Source organism: Nocardia sp. CC201C (assembly GCF_030010695.1).
Lineage (GTDB): Bacteria > Actinomycetota > Actinomycetes > Mycobacteriales > Mycobacteriaceae > Nocardia > Nocardia otitidiscaviarum.
On sequence record NZ_JASCXP010000136.1, the window covers coordinates 1 to 16,541 of the forward strand.

At 70.0% G+C, this 16,541-nt stretch carries 12 protein-coding genes and 1 pseudogene; 8 read left to right on the forward strand and 5 right to left on the reverse strand.

Annotated features, from left to right (window positions below):
* On the reverse strand, window positions 1–1,046 hold a 1,046-nt coding region (locus tag QK444_RS16285; protein ID WP_282781194.1), incomplete at its 3' end, for a citrate synthase 2.
* Between the two features lie 100 nt (window positions 1,047–1,146).
* Between QK444_RS16285 and pdxH the strand changes: the two genes are divergently transcribed.
* From pdxH to QK444_RS16310, 5 genes are all read left to right on the forward strand, one after another.
* On the forward strand, window positions 1,147–1,872 hold the full coding sequence (gene pdxH, locus QK444_RS16290; protein ID WP_282781196.1) for a pyridoxamine 5'-phosphate oxidase: 726 nt from the start codon (window positions 1,147–1,149) through the stop codon (window positions 1,870–1,872).
* Between the two features lie 109 nt (window positions 1,873–1,981).
* Window positions 1,982–3,268, forward strand: coding sequence for an MFS transporter (locus tag QK444_RS16295; RefSeq protein ID WP_282781198.1), 1,287 nt, complete (start codon window positions 1,982–1,984; stop codon window positions 3,266–3,268).
* A gap of 198 nt (window positions 3,269–3,466) precedes the next feature.
* Window positions 3,467–4,780, forward strand: a complete 1,314-nt coding sequence (locus QK444_RS16300; protein WP_282781200.1) for a citrate synthase — start codon at window positions 3,467–3,469, stop codon at window positions 4,778–4,780.
* Window positions 4,781–5,083: 303 nt separating this feature from the next.
* Window positions 5,084–6,292: a GNAT family N-acetyltransferase gene (locus tag QK444_RS16305; RefSeq protein ID WP_282781202.1), complete on the forward strand. Its 1,209-nt coding sequence runs from the start codon at window positions 5,084–5,086 to the stop codon at window positions 6,290–6,292.
* Window positions 6,293–6,496: 204 nt separating this feature from the next.
* Entirely contained in the window at window positions 6,497–6,910 is a 414-nt protein-coding gene (locus QK444_RS16310; protein WP_282781203.1) for a YccF domain-containing protein, read from the forward strand.
* Window positions 6,911–6,916: 6 nt separating this feature from the next.
* Here the strand turns inward: QK444_RS16310 and QK444_RS16315 are convergent, their stop codons facing one another.
* A complete protein-coding gene (locus tag QK444_RS16315) occupies window positions 6,917–7,354 on the reverse strand; it encodes a MarR family transcriptional regulator (protein ID WP_282781205.1) in 438 nt (145 codons plus the stop codon).
* 415 nt (window positions 7,355–7,769) lie between these two features.
* Here QK444_RS16315 and QK444_RS16320 point away from each other — a divergent pair, with 415 nt between their 5' ends.
* Window positions 7,770–8,009, forward strand: coding sequence for a DUF2530 domain-containing protein (locus tag QK444_RS16320; RefSeq protein WP_282781206.1), 240 nt, complete (start codon window positions 7,770–7,772; stop codon window positions 8,007–8,009).
* Between the two features lie 34 nt (window positions 8,010–8,043).
* Here QK444_RS16320 and QK444_RS16325 read toward each other — a convergent pair whose 3' ends face one another.
* A complete protein-coding gene (locus QK444_RS16325) occupies window positions 8,044–10,083 on the reverse strand; it encodes a neutral/alkaline ceramidase (protein ID WP_282781208.1) in 2,040 nt (679 codons plus the stop codon).
* A 128-nt stretch (window positions 10,084–10,211) separates the two neighbouring features.
* Between QK444_RS16325 and QK444_RS16330 the strand changes: the two genes are divergently transcribed.
* Window positions 10,212–10,826, forward strand: coding sequence for a TetR family transcriptional regulator (locus tag QK444_RS16330; protein WP_228807462.1), 615 nt, complete (start codon window positions 10,212–10,214; stop codon window positions 10,824–10,826).
* An 87-nt stretch (window positions 10,827–10,913) separates the two neighbouring features.
* On the opposite strand, the gene QK444_RS16335 is transcribed toward QK444_RS16330, so the two are convergent.
* Window positions 10,914–14,201, reverse strand: a complete 3,288-nt coding sequence (locus QK444_RS16335; protein WP_282781211.1) for an ATP-binding protein — start codon at window positions 14,199–14,201, stop codon at window positions 10,914–10,916.
* 546 nt (window positions 14,202–14,747) lie between these two features.
* Window positions 14,748–15,482 (reverse strand): annotated as a pseudogene (locus QK444_RS16340) (DUF3027 domain-containing protein); the annotation flags it as partial.
* Between the two features lie 17 nt (window positions 15,483–15,499).
* Here QK444_RS16340 and QK444_RS16345 point away from each other — a divergent pair.
* Window positions 15,500–16,315, forward strand: a complete 816-nt coding sequence (locus tag QK444_RS16345; protein WP_282781213.1) for a glutaminyl-peptide cyclotransferase — start codon at window positions 15,500–15,502, stop codon at window positions 16,313–16,315.
* Window positions 16,316–16,541 lie beyond the last annotated feature (226 nt).

Below are 16,541 nucleotides of genomic sequence, written 5' to 3' on the forward strand. Positions count from 1 at the left end.
TTCTTCTGCTCCATGATGTGCGCGCACCAGCCCGCGGTGCGGCCGCAGGTGAACATGGCGGGCATCATGTGCGCGGGCACCTCGGCGAAGTCGAGGATGACCGCGGCCCAGAACTCCACATTGGTCTCGATGGCGCGATCGGGGCGGCGCTCGCGCAGTTCGGCCAGCGCGGCCTGCTCCAGCGCGGCAGCCACCTCGTAGCGCGGGGCGCCCAGCCGTTCGGCGGTGGCGCGCAGCACGCGGGCGCGGGGGTCCTCGGCGCGGTACACACGGTGCCCGAAGCCCATGAGCTTCTCCTTGCGATCGAGGATGCCCTTGACCAGAGCGCGGGCGTCGCCGGTCTTCTCCACCTCCTCGATCATGGGCAGGACGCGCGCGGGCGCGCCGCCGTGCAGCGGGCCGGACATGGCTCCGATGGCACCGGACAGCGAGGCCGCGACATCCGCGCCGGTGGAGGCGATGACGCGGGCGGTGAAGGTGGAGGCGTTCATGCCGTGCTCGGCGGCGGAGACCCAGTAGGCGTCGATGGCCTCGGTGTGCTTGGGGTCCGGGTCGCCCTTCCAACGGGTCATGAACCGCTCGGTGACCGTGGTGCACTCGTCGATCTGCTTCTGCGGCACCGCGGGCTGGTAGATGCCGCGCGCCGACTGCGCCACGTAGGACAGCGCCATCACCGAGGCGCGGGCGAGGTTCTCGCGGGCTTCCTCGTTGTCGATGTCGAGCAGCGGCTGGTAGCCCCAGATGGGAGCCAGCATGGCGAGTCCGGCCTGCACGTCGACGCGCACGTCGCCGGTGTGCACGGGCAGCGGGAAGGGTTCGGCGGGCGGTAGGCCGCGACCGAATTCACCGTCCACGAGCAGCGCCCACACATCGCCGAAGGTGACCCGGTTGGTGACCAGGTCCTCGATGTCGACGCCGCGGTATCGCAGCGCACCTCCGTCCTTGTCGGGCTCGGCGATATCGGTGGTGAACGCCACCACGCCCTCGAGACCGCTCACGAAGTCGGACGGAACTGCTGAACTGGGAACCGCAGCGCTGGCAGTCATGTTGTGACTCTCCTTGCAAACCGGGCCGCCCGATCGATGGGCGGCCTCGCCGATCAGTTAGACCTTAACGCCACCATTACTCCGGAGTAACGTCTGGCCCATGACCGACCTGGAGAAATCCGTCACGTCCGCGCTGGATATCGCGGCCATGCGCGTGGAGTACGGCGTGGACGCCGGGGACAATCATCCGGGCCGTGACACCGATCTGGACGAGAGCTGGCTGGCCGACGGCTGGGAGCCGTTGCTGCGCACCTGGATCGAGGAGGCCACCCATGCCGGGCTGGTCGATCCGAACGCCATGGTGCTGGCGACCGTGGAGATGACCCCGAGCGGGCCCAAGCCCGCGACCCGCACCGTGCTCTGCAAGGGGCTCTCGCCGGAGGGGGTGACCTTCTACACGAATTTCGAGTCGTTCAAGGGGCGGGCGCTGGCCGCGACGCCGTATGCCTCGGCCACCCTGGTGTGGCCCGCCTTGAGCCGACAGGTGACGGTGCGCGGACCGGTGCACCGGGTCGCGCCGGAGGTCACCGAGTTGTACTGGCGGTCGCGCCCGCGCGGGTCGCGGTTGGGCGCGTGGGCGTCGGAACAGTCGCGGGCCATCGGGTCGCGGGCGGAGCTGGATCAGCGGATGGCCGAGACGACCGAGCGGTTCACCGGGGTTGACGACATTCCGGTGCCGCCGTTCTGGGGCGGATTCCAGATCCGGCCGGAGACGGTGGAGTTCTGGCAGGGGCGGCGCAGCCGCATGCACAACCGGATTCGGGTGACCCTGGAGCCGGGAACCACCGATGTGGCGGCCATGAAGATCGAACGCCTCCAGCCCTGAGCCCACGGCGGATTCCGGGATTCGCTCGGTTTTCAAGGGGCCGCAATGGTGGGATGAATCACCGGAAATCCGGTGCCGCCGGGCAATTCATCCCATTAATCTCCTGGCGGTGAAGCTGCTCGCCGACGTCACCCCGCTGCGGAATCCGGATTTCCGACGACTCTGGACCACCGGCATCGTCACCGTCATCGGCGCGCAGCTGTCCGTGGTCGCGGTCCCCAAGCAGCTCTACGACATCACGCAGAACTCGTCGTACGTCGGCCTCGCCGGCCTCTTCGGCCTCGTCCCGCTCATCGGGTTCGGCCTGTGGGGCGGCGCGCTCGCCGACGCCATGGACCGCCGCACCCTGCTGCTCATCACCAGCACCGGCACCGGCCTGACCGCCCTGGCGTTCTGGGCGCAGGCCGCCGCCGGAAACACCAACCCGTGGCTGATCCTCGGGCTGTTCGCCGCGCAGCAGGCGTTCTTCGCGGTGAACCAGCCCACCCGCGCCGCCATCTACCCGCGGCTGCTGCCCAGTGCGCAACTGCCCGCGGCGAATTCGCTGTCCATGACCGTCATGCAGTTCGGGGCCATCGCCGGACCGGTGTCGGCGGGCATGCTCATTCCGGTCACGGGGCTGGCCATGCTGTATCTGCTGGACGCCGTTGCCCTGCTCGCCACCGTCTGGGCGGTGTGGAAGCTCCCGTCCATCCATCCCGTCGGCGAGACCCGCCGCGCCGGAATTCGGGAGGTGCTGGACGGTTTCGGCTATCTCGCCACCCAGAAGGTGCTGCTGGCGTCGTTCGCCGTCGATATCGTCGCCATGGTCTTCGGCATGCCGCGCGCCCTGTTCCCGGAGATCGCGCAGCACAGCTTCGGCGACTCCCCCTCGGGCGGAACGGCTTTGGGCCTGCTCTTCGCGGCCATGTCGGTGGGAGCGGTGCTCGGCGGCGTGTTCTCCGGCTGGCTGTCGCGCATCCGCCGCCAAGGGCTGGCGGTGATCTGGCTGATCGTGCTGTGGGGGCTGGCCATGGTCGGCTTCGGGGTCGCGGTGGGCGCGACCGGGTACGGCCTCGGCCTGGTGGCGGGTCTCTGGATCGCCCTGACCTGCCTGGCCTTCGGCGGCGCGGTCGACATGTTCTCCGCCGCCCTGCGCACCACCATGCTCCAGCAGGTCGCCACCGACGAGATGCGCGGCCGCCTGCAGGGCGTATTCATCGTGGTGGTGGCGGGCGGACCCCGAATCGGTGATGTTGCCCATGGTTTCGCGGCGGCCGCGGTGGGTACCGCTGTAGCCGCGGCGGGTGGTGGCGTGCTCGTGGTGATCGGCATGGTGATCTCGGCGATCGCCTTCCCGATCTTCGTGCGCTACCGCGTCAGCCGTGCACCTGCGGACGTACCGGCCGGAAGCTGATGATCACGGCCGGCCGGAGGGTTCGAGCCGATACCACATGACGGCACCGAACCTCACCTCGCGGCGAAGTGACTGTGAGGTAGTCAAGGGTGACCCTCATTAGTCGGGCCTTCCGGACAGCGACTAGCGTTGAGGGTAAGCGCACCGTGTGCCGACCGCACCGATGCCGACGGTTACAAGCCTGAGAGGGATCCTTCCGTGCCCGCTGAGAACATCATCAACGTCGACGACGACGCCAAGCCGGTGCTGTCCTACCCCGGTGGCGAGTACCCGATGACCGTCGCCAGTGCGACCGAGGGCAATGACGGGATCGACCTCGGCAAGCTGCTCGCCAGCACCGGGTACACCACCTTCGACCCCGGCTTCATGAACACCGCGTCGACCAAGTCGGCGATCACCTACATCGACGGTGAGGCGGGCATCCTCCGCTACCGCGGTTACCCGATCGAGCAACTCGCGGGGAAGTCCACCTTCATCGAGGTGAGCTACCTGCTCATCTACGGCGAGCTGCCGACCCGGTCGCAGCTGGACGACTTCACCGACCGCATCCGCCGCCACACCCTGCTGCACGAGGACCTGAAGCGGTTCTTCGACGGCTTCCCGCGCAACGCGCACCCGATGCCGGTGCTCTCCTCGGCGGTCAACGCGCTGTCGGCGTACTACCAGGACTCCCTGGACCCGCGCGATCCCGAGCAGGTCGAGCTGTCCACCATCCGCCTGCTGGCCAAGCTGCCCACCATCGCGGCCTACGCCTACAAGAAGTCGGTCGGCCAGCCGTTCCTGTACCCGGACAACTCGCTGTCGCTGGTCGAGAACTTCCTGCGGATGACCTTCGGCTTCCCGGCCGAGCCGTACGAGGTGGACCCCGAGGTCGCCGCGGCCCTGGACATGCTGCTCATCCTGCACGCGGACCACGAGCAGAACTGCTCCACCTCCACCGTGCGCCTGGTCGGCTCCTCCGACGCCAACCTGTTCACCTCCGTCTCCGGCGGCATCAACGCGCTCTGGGGTCCGCTGCACGGCGGCGCGAACCAGGCGGTGCTGGAGATGCTGGACGACATCAAGGCGCAGGGCGGTGACGTCAAGGAGTTCGTCCGCAAGGTCAAGAACAAGGAAGACGGCGTGAAGCTCATGGGCTTCGGGCACCGCGTCTACCGCAACTACGACCCGCGCGCGACCCTGGTCAAGAAGGCCGCCGACTCGATCCTGGCCAAGATCGGCGGCGACGACCAGTTGCTCGACATCGCCAAGGCGCTCGAGGAAGCCGCGCTCACCGACGACTACTTCATCGAGCGTCGCCTGTACCCGAACGTCGACTTCTACACCGGCGTCATCTACCGGGCCATGGGCTTCCCCACCCGCATGTTCACCGTGCTGTTCGCCATGGGCCGCCTGCCCGGCTGGATCGCCCACTGGCGCGAGATGCACAGCGAGCCCCTGAAGATCGGCCGCCCCCGCCAGATCTACACCGGCTACGGCGAGCGCGACTACCAGGACATCACCGGCCGCTGACCCGGCACCCCGAAACCCGCCCCCGTACCCGGTGGCGGGTTTCGCGCATTCCCGGGCGGCTGGCAGGGGACCTCGCCGATGTGGCAGTGGGAAGACCGCAGCACCCTCCCACCGGCAACGCCCTCCCGCACATCCGCCCGCGGCTCGAACGCAAGCGGATCATTAGGACCCGACTAGCGCGAGCGCGCATGCTCCTTCGTAGAGCGGAGCTCACCTGCCGCGGCGGGGGCGGCAGGTGGGCTCCGTTCGCATCGCCGGGAAATTCGGGTGCGCACCCCCACGCCCGCGTGCAATCGTCCAGTCATGGCATCGACGAATGGCATCACCATCCGCTCGTCCACCCGCGACGACTGGCCCGCTGTCGTGAATCTGCTGGAGACCGGCTTCGGCCAGCGCTACGACCCGGCCGAACTCGACATCATTCCCGATATCTTCACCCCCGACCGCGCCCTGCTGGCCATGGACGGCGACCGCATCGTCGGCCACGCCGTCGACCGGCGGATGACCGTCACCGTGCCCGGGGAGGGGACCGTTCTCGCCTCCGGTATCTCCGCGGTGTCGGTGGCCCCCACGCATCGGCGGCGCGGCATCCTGCGCGCGCTCTACACCGAGCAGCACGCGCGCACCGAGGCCGAGGGATTGCCGCTCACCATGTTCACCGCGAGCGAGGGCACCATCTACGGCCGGTTCGGCTACGGCACCGCCATCGAGCGCGATTTCATCAGCATCGACCGGCATCGGGTCCAATTCCGGCCCACCACACCGGATCCCGGCGGCGTCGAGATCGCCCCGCTGGACGAGCCGACCCAGGCGCGCATTCGCGATGTGTACGACCGGTGGCGGCGGCTGGTACCGGGTGCGCAGGAACGCCCGGACGCCAGCTGGCGGCTCTGCTTCGCCGATCCGCCGCGCTACCGCGGCGGCGCGTCGACGCTGTACGCGCTGCTGCATCCGGACGGCTACGTGCTGTACCGCCGGGAATGGGGCGAGCGGGAATCGGTCGCGACCGTCTGGGAGTTCCGGGCCGTCACCGCCGAGGCGCATGTGGCGCTGTGGCGGGTACTGCTCGGCCTGGACCTGGTGGACCGGGTGGTGTGCGATCTGGCCGACCACGACCCGCTCCCCTACCTGCTCACCGATCCACGCCTGGTGCGCGTCACCGGTCGTCGCGATCACCTGTGGCTCCGGATCATGGACGTGCCCGCCGCCCTGACCGCCCGCACCTACCGGCGGGACCTGGATGTGGTTGTGGGCGTGCACGATCCGTTCCGCGACGCGGGCGGCACCTTCGCCCTCCGCGTTCACGACGGTATCGCCGAATGCGAGCCGACCACCCGTACGGTCGAACTGGAACTCGGCACCGCCGAACTGTCCAGCCTCTATCTGGGCGGCCACCGCGCCCGGGTGCTGGCCGCCGCCAACCGGATTCACGTCAAAGATCCCGCCGCCCTGCGCGCCGTCGACGAAGCCTTCACCACCGATCGCGACGCCGAGTTGGGCTGGCCCTTCTGATCCGGTACCGGACGCTGGTCCGTGAACATCCGGTGGCGGCGCGCGTCGTCCGCCACCGGTTCTCTCGCACGGCGTACCCGGCGTCGCCGCGCGCCGTGGCGATCGGCGACTGTGCGGTAGACGGTGACCGACAGCGCGTACCGCCGATCACGCGCCGATCACGGACGGTGGCAGAGGTTCCTGGCGGCTGGCATGCTGGGGAAGGTGAGCGTGCTCAGACTGCTGTTGAACGTACTGTGGCTGGTGTTGGTCGGGTTCTGGATGGCGGTCGGCTACATCGTCGCGGGGTTGATCTGCTGCATCCTGATCATCACCATTCCGTGGGGTATCGCGTCGTTCCGGCTCGCCTCGTTCGTGCTGTGGCCGTTCGGGCGGGAAGCCGTGGAGAAGCCGGGGGCGGGCGTGCCGTCCATGCTCGGCAATGTGGTGTGGTTCATCGTCGCGGGCTGGTGGCTGGCGCTGGGCCACATCTTCACCAGTATCGCGCTGGCGGTCACCATCATCGGCATCCCGTTCGCCTGGGCGAACCTGAAGCTCGTTCCGGTCTCGCTGTTCCCGCTGGGGCGCGAAATCGTTTCCAGCGACCAGCCTTTCGGATCCCAGCCGGTGCGGGCCTGACGCGCGCTACTCCGACTCGTCGACGATCTGCTTCATGATCGTGACGGCCTCCTCGAGCACCTTCAGCTGCTCCGGACTGAGTCCGCCGAGCTGTTCGGTCATCCACGCCTCGCGCGCGCTGGTCTCATCGGCGATGAGCGCCCGCCCGGCGTCCGACAGCGACACGATGATCTGCCGCCCGTCGGTCGGGTGCGGATCGCGCCTCACCAGATCCATTTCGGTGAGCGATGCGATCACCCGGGTCATGGACGGCGGCTGCACCCGCTCCTTGGCGGCCAGTGTGCCGGGGGTCATGGCGCCTTCCCGGTTCAGGGTGGCGAGCGCCGAGAGCTGGGTCAGCGAAATCTGGGCATCGGCTCGCCTACCCCGCAGATGTCGCGTCAAGCGCACCACCGCCAGTGAGAGGTCACCAGCGAGCGCTCGAATATCGGAAGGCGTTGTCACAGAGGCAAACGATACGGGACCAGCCGCGTCGGGGGCGGCTGTTCGGCCCCGGACCGCGCACGTTCGCACCGCACGCCGGACTCGGCCACCGTCCCATCGCCCGGCGGCCCACCTACCGATCATGCCCCACCACAGCAGGCGAACACCCCGACAACGGCCGAAACCCGCTATCCAACCTCCCGCCCCCGGCGTCCCGAACCCCCCACAACCCGACATTCGACCCAGCCCGAACCATCCCTGTCCCATCCGGGCCACACCGTGAATTTCCGGCAGCAAAGTGACAGCTCCCCGAGACCCGTGACCACGAACGCTCGAAACCCCCGCAAACCGCCGCAGCCACGCCTCCGCCCGTCCCGAGCGCGGGACCGGGAAGGTCAGGCGCTACTCACCGGGCGGGGCGTTCTAGGCTGGTGGGGTGACTCGACCCGTACCGGAGATTCCGCCGCGCTTCACCGATCCGCGGCCGGTGCTGGCGATCGGCAGTATCGCCTGGTTGGTCGCCACGCTGGTGGTGTTCGCCAGCGGCGACCGGTGGCACGAGGCGCGGCCGGTGTGCCTCATGGGGCTGGCGGTGGGCCTGCTCGGGTACACCATCTTCGCCATTCAGCGACGCGGGGCGCGACGGGGGGACAAGGGGGCTCAGCTCGGGCTCTGAGGCGGGCGGCGGCCCGGCACGGACCCGTTCCTGGTCAGTGGATGTCGAATTCCGCACTGAGGCCGGTGAAGGGGTGCAGGGTGCCGTCGGGGGCGAGGTGGTCGGCGAAGTGTTGGAAGCGGTAGCGGCCGGGGGTGGCGTCGGCGGGGATGTCCCAGGTGAAGCGGGCCGTCGAGATGTCGGGGCCGCGGCGGGACCAGTGGTACTTCACCGCCCACTCCCCCTCGTTGGCGACGCGGGCCCACTCGCCGCCGGTGTGGCGCTGCACTTCCAGGAAGGTGCCGTTGCGGCGGGGGTTGTGTTTGGGGTGGGCCGAGACGAATTCGACCTGAGCCTGTTCACCGCGGGTGTAGGCGGCGGCCGGTTGTAGCAGTGCCGCACCGAAATCCAGGCCGAGCGGGGTGGCATCGGGGCCGGGGGCGGGCACGAAGCCGGGCTGCATGGCCGAGACGTCGCGCGGCGCGGGGCCGCGCGGCACCCGCTGCCGGTCGGCGAAAGCCGTTGCCAGTCGGTGAAATTCCTGCTGGTAGGCGGGCAGCGTGTAGCGACCGTAGAGCGTCGAGCCGCCCTCGTACTGCTGGGCGTCGTACTCCTCCGGGGTGGTCACGTACTGGTGGTAGGCGTTGGCGTACCCCTGCATGAGCACCTGTTCCAGCGGCACCCCGAGCGCCGCGGCGACGGTGCGGCGGATACGCAGCCCGGAGACGATGGTGAATTCCGCTCCGCCGCAGGCAAGATAGAGCTCGCCGATGCGCACGATCTGGATCGGCACCACGCTCGGCACCCAGGGCACCGGCGGCAGCAGGCCCAGCGGCGCGACGATCGCCTTCGGCGCCTGCGCGTCGGTGAGCCAGTCCGGCACCGGCATGTTCGCGCCGCCGAGCGCGTCCACGAACGGATTGCGCACGCCTTCGGGAATCGGCACGCCCGGCAGTCCGGGCCCGTCCTCGATGCTGCCCGCGATGAGCGAGACGCCCGCACAGGCGGGTGCGGTGTGCCGGGGCTGCCCGTTCGGGGTGTAGCGGCCGTCCACCGCGATGTCGGACAGGTCGATATAGCAGAGCATGGCGTCCACCGGCCCGCGCATCGTGCGCGCCGTAGCGAGTGCGGCCTTTCCGGCGCGGTATTGACGCTCGCCGATGATTCGGGTGTTCTCGAACTCGTCCTCGGTGGGGCCGGAGGTCGGGCGCAGGTTCAGATTGGGCGACATGTCGCCGCTATTGGTCTGTGGGAAAGCGGCGAGGAAATCGACTCCGCCGTCTAGGTACCGGACGCCACGCTCACCGTGTTCGAACGCGAAGGACGCGTAACCCTTGTTGTCACCGCTGATGAGCCGATTCGTGTTGCTCATGGAGGTGTTGTGGGTGGCGAACCAGGTGATGACGCCGACCTGTCGACCACCCTTGCGCAGGGAGAGCACGGTGACGGCCGGATCGATGGCATTCGGAAAATACCGTTTGTCGGCTTCGGGATTGCGATCGAAGGCGATTCGCGAGCGATTGACGCTGGCGTCGTGCAATTCCCCGCGCCCGAGTTCGAGACTGCCGGGTCCGAGGTCGGCGTCCGCGGCGACGACGGCCTCCACGATTCCGTTCACCTCGGCGTCGTACACCTGCCGCTGGAAGCCGAGAATCGAGAGATTGTAGGCGTAGTCGTGGCTGGCGCCGCCGCACACCGCGTGCGAGTGCGTGGCGGTGAGCAGGACGTTCTGCTCGGTGTAGCGGTCGCCGAAGCGCCGGGCGAGTTCGTCGAGGACGCCGCGGTGCACGGACTGGAAGATCATGGCGTTGTCGGCGACCACGTACACGATCCGCTGGTCGCCGCCGCCGATGATGAAGGCGCGGGCCCTGGGCCGCAGGTGGATTCCGGCGGTGGTCTGTTCCAGCTGGGAGTAACCCATCATGCCGCATTCGGCCGCCGGGCCGGTGATGTCGGAAATGCCCACACCGATCAGGAAGTCGCCGCCGGCAGTCGCGTGTGCCGACCCGCCCGGCAGCGCGATCGTGGCGGCGGCCGTGAGCGCGGCGGACCCCGCCGCCGCACCGGCCAGAACAGTCCTGCGCGACACCACCATTCGGCGACTCCCTTCGTCCCAACTCGCAGCGAACCACAGAACTGGACACACGTCCAGTGGAGACTTTCCCGACGCGCGAATTGACTGTGCGGCTCTTGAAGGCTTAACTCCCTGGAGTGTCCTCCCGATTGAGCGTCGAAGAACGACGGGCCCACCTTATCGAGGCGGCCATCGGCCTTGCCGAAAAAAAGGGCGTGGCAGGAGTTACCACGCGCGATGTAGCTCAGGCAGCCGGTGTTTCGCTCGGTGTGGTGCATTACTGTTTCGAAAACAAGGACGCGCTCATGACCGAGTTGGTCAAAGCGCTCTCGATGGAATTGCGCGATTCCGTCGATGCCAACGAAACGGTATGGCAGGACGTCGGAAGTGGAAAAGAATCACTTCAAAAACTGATACGCGCCGGCCTGGAACTCATGTGGCAGAACGTGGAAGCCACCCCGGAACGGCAACTGCTCACCTACGAGACCACCACCTACGCCCTCCGCGAAAGCGAACAGACACCGGCGAAACTCGCCATCGCCCGCGAACAGTACGCATTCAACGATTCCACGGTCGCCGACATCATCGAACACGCCCGCGAGGCGACGGGCACCCGCTGGTCCGCCCCCGTCGGCGTCATCAGCCGCTTCATGCTCGCCGCCATCGACGGCATCGTGCTGCGTTGGCTGGTGGACAACGACAGCGCGGCGGTGCGCGAGCAGATGGACCTGCTGGCGCAGACGGTGGTGCAGTTCAGCGAATAGCCCGACGTCGGACGGGCCGCCGATACCGGACGGCCGCACCCGCGCCCGAACGGCCGCCGACCCGTTACGCCCGATTGCCGGACTTCGCTAGTGCGCCGGACGCGGCTGCGATACGACGTGGGTGTCCGCGCCGTCACGCCACCACGGCACCGTGACGGTCGCCTCGTACGCGCCGGACAGCCGCACCCGCAGTTCGTCGTGGACGACGAGATCGCCTGCGGGGGTGGGTTGTCCGCTCTGCATGCGCCACAGCACGCCGAGCGGTTCGGCCGACCAGGTGGTGCGGCGGCCGGTGCCCTCGACGCGCGCGGTGACGGCCTGCGAGGCCAGCGGCAGGTCCAGCAGCGCCGCCAGCTGCGAGGCCGAGTCGATATCGCCGACCACCAGCCGGTCCGGCGGGAGCGCCAGGCCGTACCAGGGCAGATCCAGCACCAGGGCGTCGGCGGCGTCGATGACCGCCCCGGAGAGGGCGCGCACCCGCTCGGGCAGGACCAGATCGTCCAGGTCCAAGCGGCCCGCGGCGGTGGCCGCGGCCAGCCGCTCATGGGTTCGTGAAATCGCCTCCGCGGTCGGATGTCTCGACGGGTCCGCGAGAGCCGCGAGGAGTTCGGCGGCCAGCTCCGGGGTGATGATCTCCGGATCGGCGAGCACGGCGCGCAGCGCGTCGATGTCGGCCGCGTCGATGTCGGCCGCGTCGGTCTCGGTGTCCATGGACAGTACCGGCAGCAGGCCCGCGAAGACCGGGTCGGCCGGGTGGCGGAACAGGCCCAGCGCGGTGCCGTCGATGCGCGCGTGCGTCCGCAGCCACCACGCCGTATAGCCGTCGCGGTCGGCGAGCAGCGGCCGCGTGGCGGGGTCGGCGAGCAGCAGCCGCAGGGCCCGCGGCCACTGCTCCGGATCGACCAGATCCAGATCGCGGACGGCGAGCAGCTCCGGCGGATCCTCGGCGAGGGTCTCCCACCAGGTCTCCTCGTCGTCGAGATGATGGTCGGGGCCGGTCGGATCCGATTCCGCCACCACGGTGAAACCCCAGCCCACGCCGACCGCCCGCAGGGCGGTCGGGCCATAGCGGCGCACCAGGTCGTCGGCGACGGTGCCGAAGGGCGAATCCTCGACCAGGACCCGCGCCAGCGGGGCATCCGGAAGCAGCAATTCGTCGGCGGGGACGAGATCGCCGGTGTCGTCCGGGATTTCGAGCAGGCCGAGCCAGGTGGGCAGCAGTCCGGGGACCGGGGCGGCTGGCTCACCTCGGACCGGATCCGTTGCTCCGGAACCGGGTTCGACGATGCCCGCGCCGGGATTGGCGTACGCGGCCAGGTTCAACACCGCCTCCACCGTGTCCGGATCGGCGGGATCGTGCTCGAGCTGGGCGTGCAGCGCCGGATCACGCAGCAGCTCCTCGGGACCCGCTGGGCGCGCACCGAGCCGCCCGAGCAGCGGATGCGCCGCCTCCGGATGCACCAGGCGTGCCCAGTGCACCGGTACCGCGGACTCCAGGTGGTCGTCGAGCACCACGGTGCGTGGCCCGGTCACCATCCGACCGTCCGCCAGCGGCACCGCCAGCGCACCCAGCTCCTCCACCGCCAGCGGGTCGCCGACGAACGGCTCCAGCGCGTCGTAGAGCGAATACCACCACTGCGGTGGGCGTTCCACACTCCCTGACAGCTCCGCGATCCGCGCCAACCCGATCCGGTGCACATCCAGCACCGACAGCGCATCGGCGGTCGACCGGCCGGACAACTCCGGAACCACCAGCGGACCAACGATTTCGGCGAGCACACCCGCCAATTCATCGGTCACCCCGATGAATACGCTCGCCCGCCGAGGCCGCTCGACGGCCACCACTGCGAGACCCGCCGCGGCAGGGACGGGTTCGTCCTCCGGTTCGGCGTGGAGGACCGGGAGCCACGGCTGCCCACCCAGTTCCGCGACCAGCGCCTCACGCAGCAGACCATCGGCCTCACTGCGGGCGAAGCCGGGCGTGGGAACCAGGAGCAGCCGGTCACGGGCGGGCAGCGCACGCGCGAAATCCGCATAACCGGAGGCCAACTCGGCAATGCGCGCGCCGGGGAGCAAGCGGCGGCGATCCGGTTGCATGGGAATGTCGGCGATCAGCAGCGCCGGCAGGGAGAGCTCCTCGTCCGAACGGGTCGGCGCCCGCAGCACATCGGGTGCGGCGGCGACCGGACGACCGTCCCGCAGCGGAAGCAGCCACCGCGCCCGGCCGGTACGGAACTGCCACCAGCGGTGCGCCTCTCCGCTCGGACCGGAGATACGCACCTCCTGGAGGCCGCCGACGGCCCGGTCGGACGCCGTCTCGCCACGCGCGGCCGAGTGCGTGGTGCGGCCGGGTGCCGTAACCCAGCCCGAGGCCGGGTACATGTCCCCCGCGAGCGCGGCTGGTCCACGCGTATCGGAGTGCTCCGCCCGATCGATTTCCGCCGGGCGCGTCGCTGCCTCGGCTACGCGGTGTTCGTACGCGTCCGGATCCTCGGTCGGGTCGGGCCCCGCGCCACCGTACGCGACCGGATGCGCGGTCCTCGCGGGGGCGGCGGGGTGATACGCAGTCGTGCTCTCCGCCCGCTCGGCCGCGGCGCCGTACCGGTCCGAGTGCTCGGCGTCGCCGGTGGTGACGTCGTGGCGGGCCGGGCAGTCGTCGGCGCCGCCGTGACTCGCGGCGACCGGGGGTGAGAGGTCGGTCACCGTGCTGGTGAATTCGTCGGACTCGATCCGAATGCTGTGCAGGGCGGGCAGTTCCAGCAGCAGGTCGAGGGCTTCGGCGCGCATGCTCGCCAGCAGGGCGGGGGTGTCCACGTCGGCGCGTGGGGTGAGGATGATCTCGGTGTCGAAATCCGGCACGGGGGTGTGTTCGGTCGGCCAGGCCAGGCGCAGCGCGGGTGGCTCGAACGGGTGCTCGGTGTCGGGGATGCGAATGCCGCTTTCGCGCAACGCCTGCCGGGTGTCCGCGCGGGAGAACCGCACCGAGCCGCCGGTGGAGCGCAACTCGATCTCGTCGGCGATGCTCAGCACGGCGGTGAAGCCGACGCCGAAGCGGCCCACCGCGGTGTCCGCGCCGGTCTTGGCGGAGGCGCGCAGGGCGGTCAGTGCGTGCACGCCCGAGACATCCAGGGGCACACCGGTATTCGCGATGTGCAGGCGGCCGTCGGTCAGCCACACCGCGATACGACCCGCCACCCCGGCCTTGGCCGCGGCGTCGGCGGCGTTCTGGGCCAACTCGGTGAGCACCCGGTCGCGGTAGCCCGCCCGCACCAGATCCGCCTCGGTGGCCGCATCCTCCCGCAGACGGGTGGGCGAGCCGCGCCAGGCGGCGAGCACACCCTCGCGCAATGCCGCGGTCCCGAACGGATCCGCCACCCCGCTAACCAATCCGAACACCCCTTTCACGGCGGTGCGTAGCGATACGGGAGTCGAATCGCTCGAAGGCGCGGCGGGAACGACCCCGCCGCGGACTCAGTTCGATCCCGGCGCGGATTCGCCGCCCTGCGGCTCCACATTCACCGCGGTGACGCCCCAGGCATCGTCGTAGGGCCCGGCATCCGGGTCGTACAGATCGAACAGCGTGGCCTCACCGGAGTCCACCACCCCCGCCCCGGACACCGCGGCGACCGCCGGATCCGACGAGTAGGCCACCGGCGCACCGAACTCCCCACCCGGCACCTCGACCGGCGCGACCGCCTCGGCGGCATCGGCCGACGCCGTGGGGGCATCCGCGCGGTCCAGCGTCGGCGCGGCGGTGGCGTCCGCGACATCAGCGGCGGCAGGGGTGCCGTCGTCAGTCGCCGTTTCCTCGATGAAGGTCGCCTGCTCGGCATCCTGGCCGGCGTCCGTCGCGGCCTCGGTCCGTTCCGGTGCGCTGGCGGGTGTGTTCGCCTCCTCCGGCCGACGCAGGTCGGCGGTGGGGATCACCTCGACGGCGGCGTCGTCGTAGGCCTCGTAGCGGGGGGAGCCGGAGCCGGTGGGGAGGGCGGTGTCGGAGTGGGCGCCGCAGCCGTAGTCGACGTGCACCACGTGGCCGTCGGCGCCCATGGCGTTGGCGCAGACGCCGAAGGCGGCGCGCAGGGAACCGGCGAGGGGGACGTAGAAGCCGCAGAGGCCGCAGGTGGAGGGGGCGGCGCGGGCCATATCGGTGTCGGGGCCGAATTCGGAGTACCAGCGGTCGGCGGCTTCCTCGCGGCCTTCGCGGGACAGCACCTGACTGCGGCCGAGTCCGAGTTCCAGGGCGACGTCGTCGACGACCGGATCGCCGGTGGCCAGATAGCCGGGGACCAGGCGCGGATCGTCGGCGGGCGGGGCCAGCAGATCGCCGGGGGCCAGATCGCCGGGGCGGATGCGTTGATCCCACGGAATGAAGTCGGGAGCCACCAGGGCGTCGGGCCCGGGCAGCAGTGCGGACTCGCTCACGGTCGCGTGGTCGGCCTCCGACGGCGCGGCCACCACGACCGCCCACTGCCAGCCGCGGTAGCCGGGCAGGGTGGCCTCGAAGTGATGGGTGGCCGAGGACTCGTCCTCCGCCGACACGCCGAGATGGACACCGACACCGGTCGGTTCCAGCTCCACGAGCGCGCGACGGGCCTGCTCGACCGCCTCCGCCAGGATCGGCCGCACACCGGACTCCGAAACAGGAACAGCGCTCACGTCCTACATTTTGCCGTATGGAGCGCAAACACCGTGCACCGGTGGTGACTGGCCTGTTCGGACGGCGCATCGCCGTGTTTCTGGCGGCGACGGCGCTGTTCGGAGCCGCAGCCGCGTGCGGCTCGGCGGAACCGGACGACGCGCCGCGGCTGCGCGCCGAAGTGGTGGCCACGCGTCCGCACGACCCGGCCCTGTTCACTCAGGGCCTCGAGATCCACGACGGCGTGCTGTACGAGAGCACCGGCCTGCCCGGGGAATCCCTGGTCCGCGCCAGCGACCTGGCCACCGGCGCCGAACACGCCCGCGCCGACCTGCCCGCACCGCTGTTCGGGGAGGGCATCACGCGGGCCGGTGACGTGCTGTGGCAGCTCACCTACACCGAGGGCGTCGCCATCGCCCGCGACGCCCAGACCCTGACCGAACTGCGCCGCACCGACTACGAGGGTGAGGGCTGGGGCCTGTGCACGCGCGGCGACCGCATCGTCATGAGCAATGGCACCGCCACCCTGACCTTCCGCGATCCGGAGACCTTCGCCCCCGTCGGCGAGGTCACCCTCGCCAGCCGTGGCGATACGCGGCTCAACGAACTCGACTGCGCGCCCGACGGTTCCGTCTACGCCAACGCCTGGCCCACCGACACCATCCTGCGCATCGACCCCGACACCGGCACCGTGCTCGCCGTCATCGACGCGTCCGGGCTGCTGCCGCGCTCGGCCCGCACGCCGTCCAGCGATGTGCTCAACGGCATCGCGCACCTCCCCGGCACCGACCGCTTCCTGCTCACCGGCAAGAAGTGGCCCACCTCCTTCGAGGTCCGCTTCGTCCCGGAGTGACGGTCCCGCCCATCGCATTCGCGCTGGTGGGCACGTCCGGGTGCGGCGGCCCGCGACGCCGTCGGTGGACACTGCAAGAATTGGGGCGTGACATCTCCTCGTGACCCTGACGCCGAGTCCGGGCGGTGGAGGGACGAGGAGTACCCGCTCATCGATCGGCACCCCGGGTACGACCGCTATCCGCCGCCGAACACGCCCGCGCGCACACCGCCGCCGGATGATCCGG

Bases quoted from the DNA above. Each gene is read 5' to 3' on its own strand.
- pdxH (WP_282781196.1), top strand. From the start codon at position 1,147: ATGACCGACCTGGAGAAATCCGTCACGTCCGCGCTGGATATCGCGGCC.
- QK444_RS16305 (WP_282781202.1), top strand. From the start codon at position 5,084: ATGGCATCGACGAATGGCATCACCATCCGCTCGTCCACCCGCGACGAC.
- QK444_RS16325 (WP_282781208.1), bottom strand. From the start codon at position 10,083: ATGGTGGTGTCGCGCAGGACTGTTCTGGCCGGTGCGGCGGCGGGGTCC.
- QK444_RS16345 (WP_282781213.1), top strand. From the start codon at position 15,500: ATGGAGCGCAAACACCGTGCACCGGTGGTGACTGGCCTGTTCGGACGG.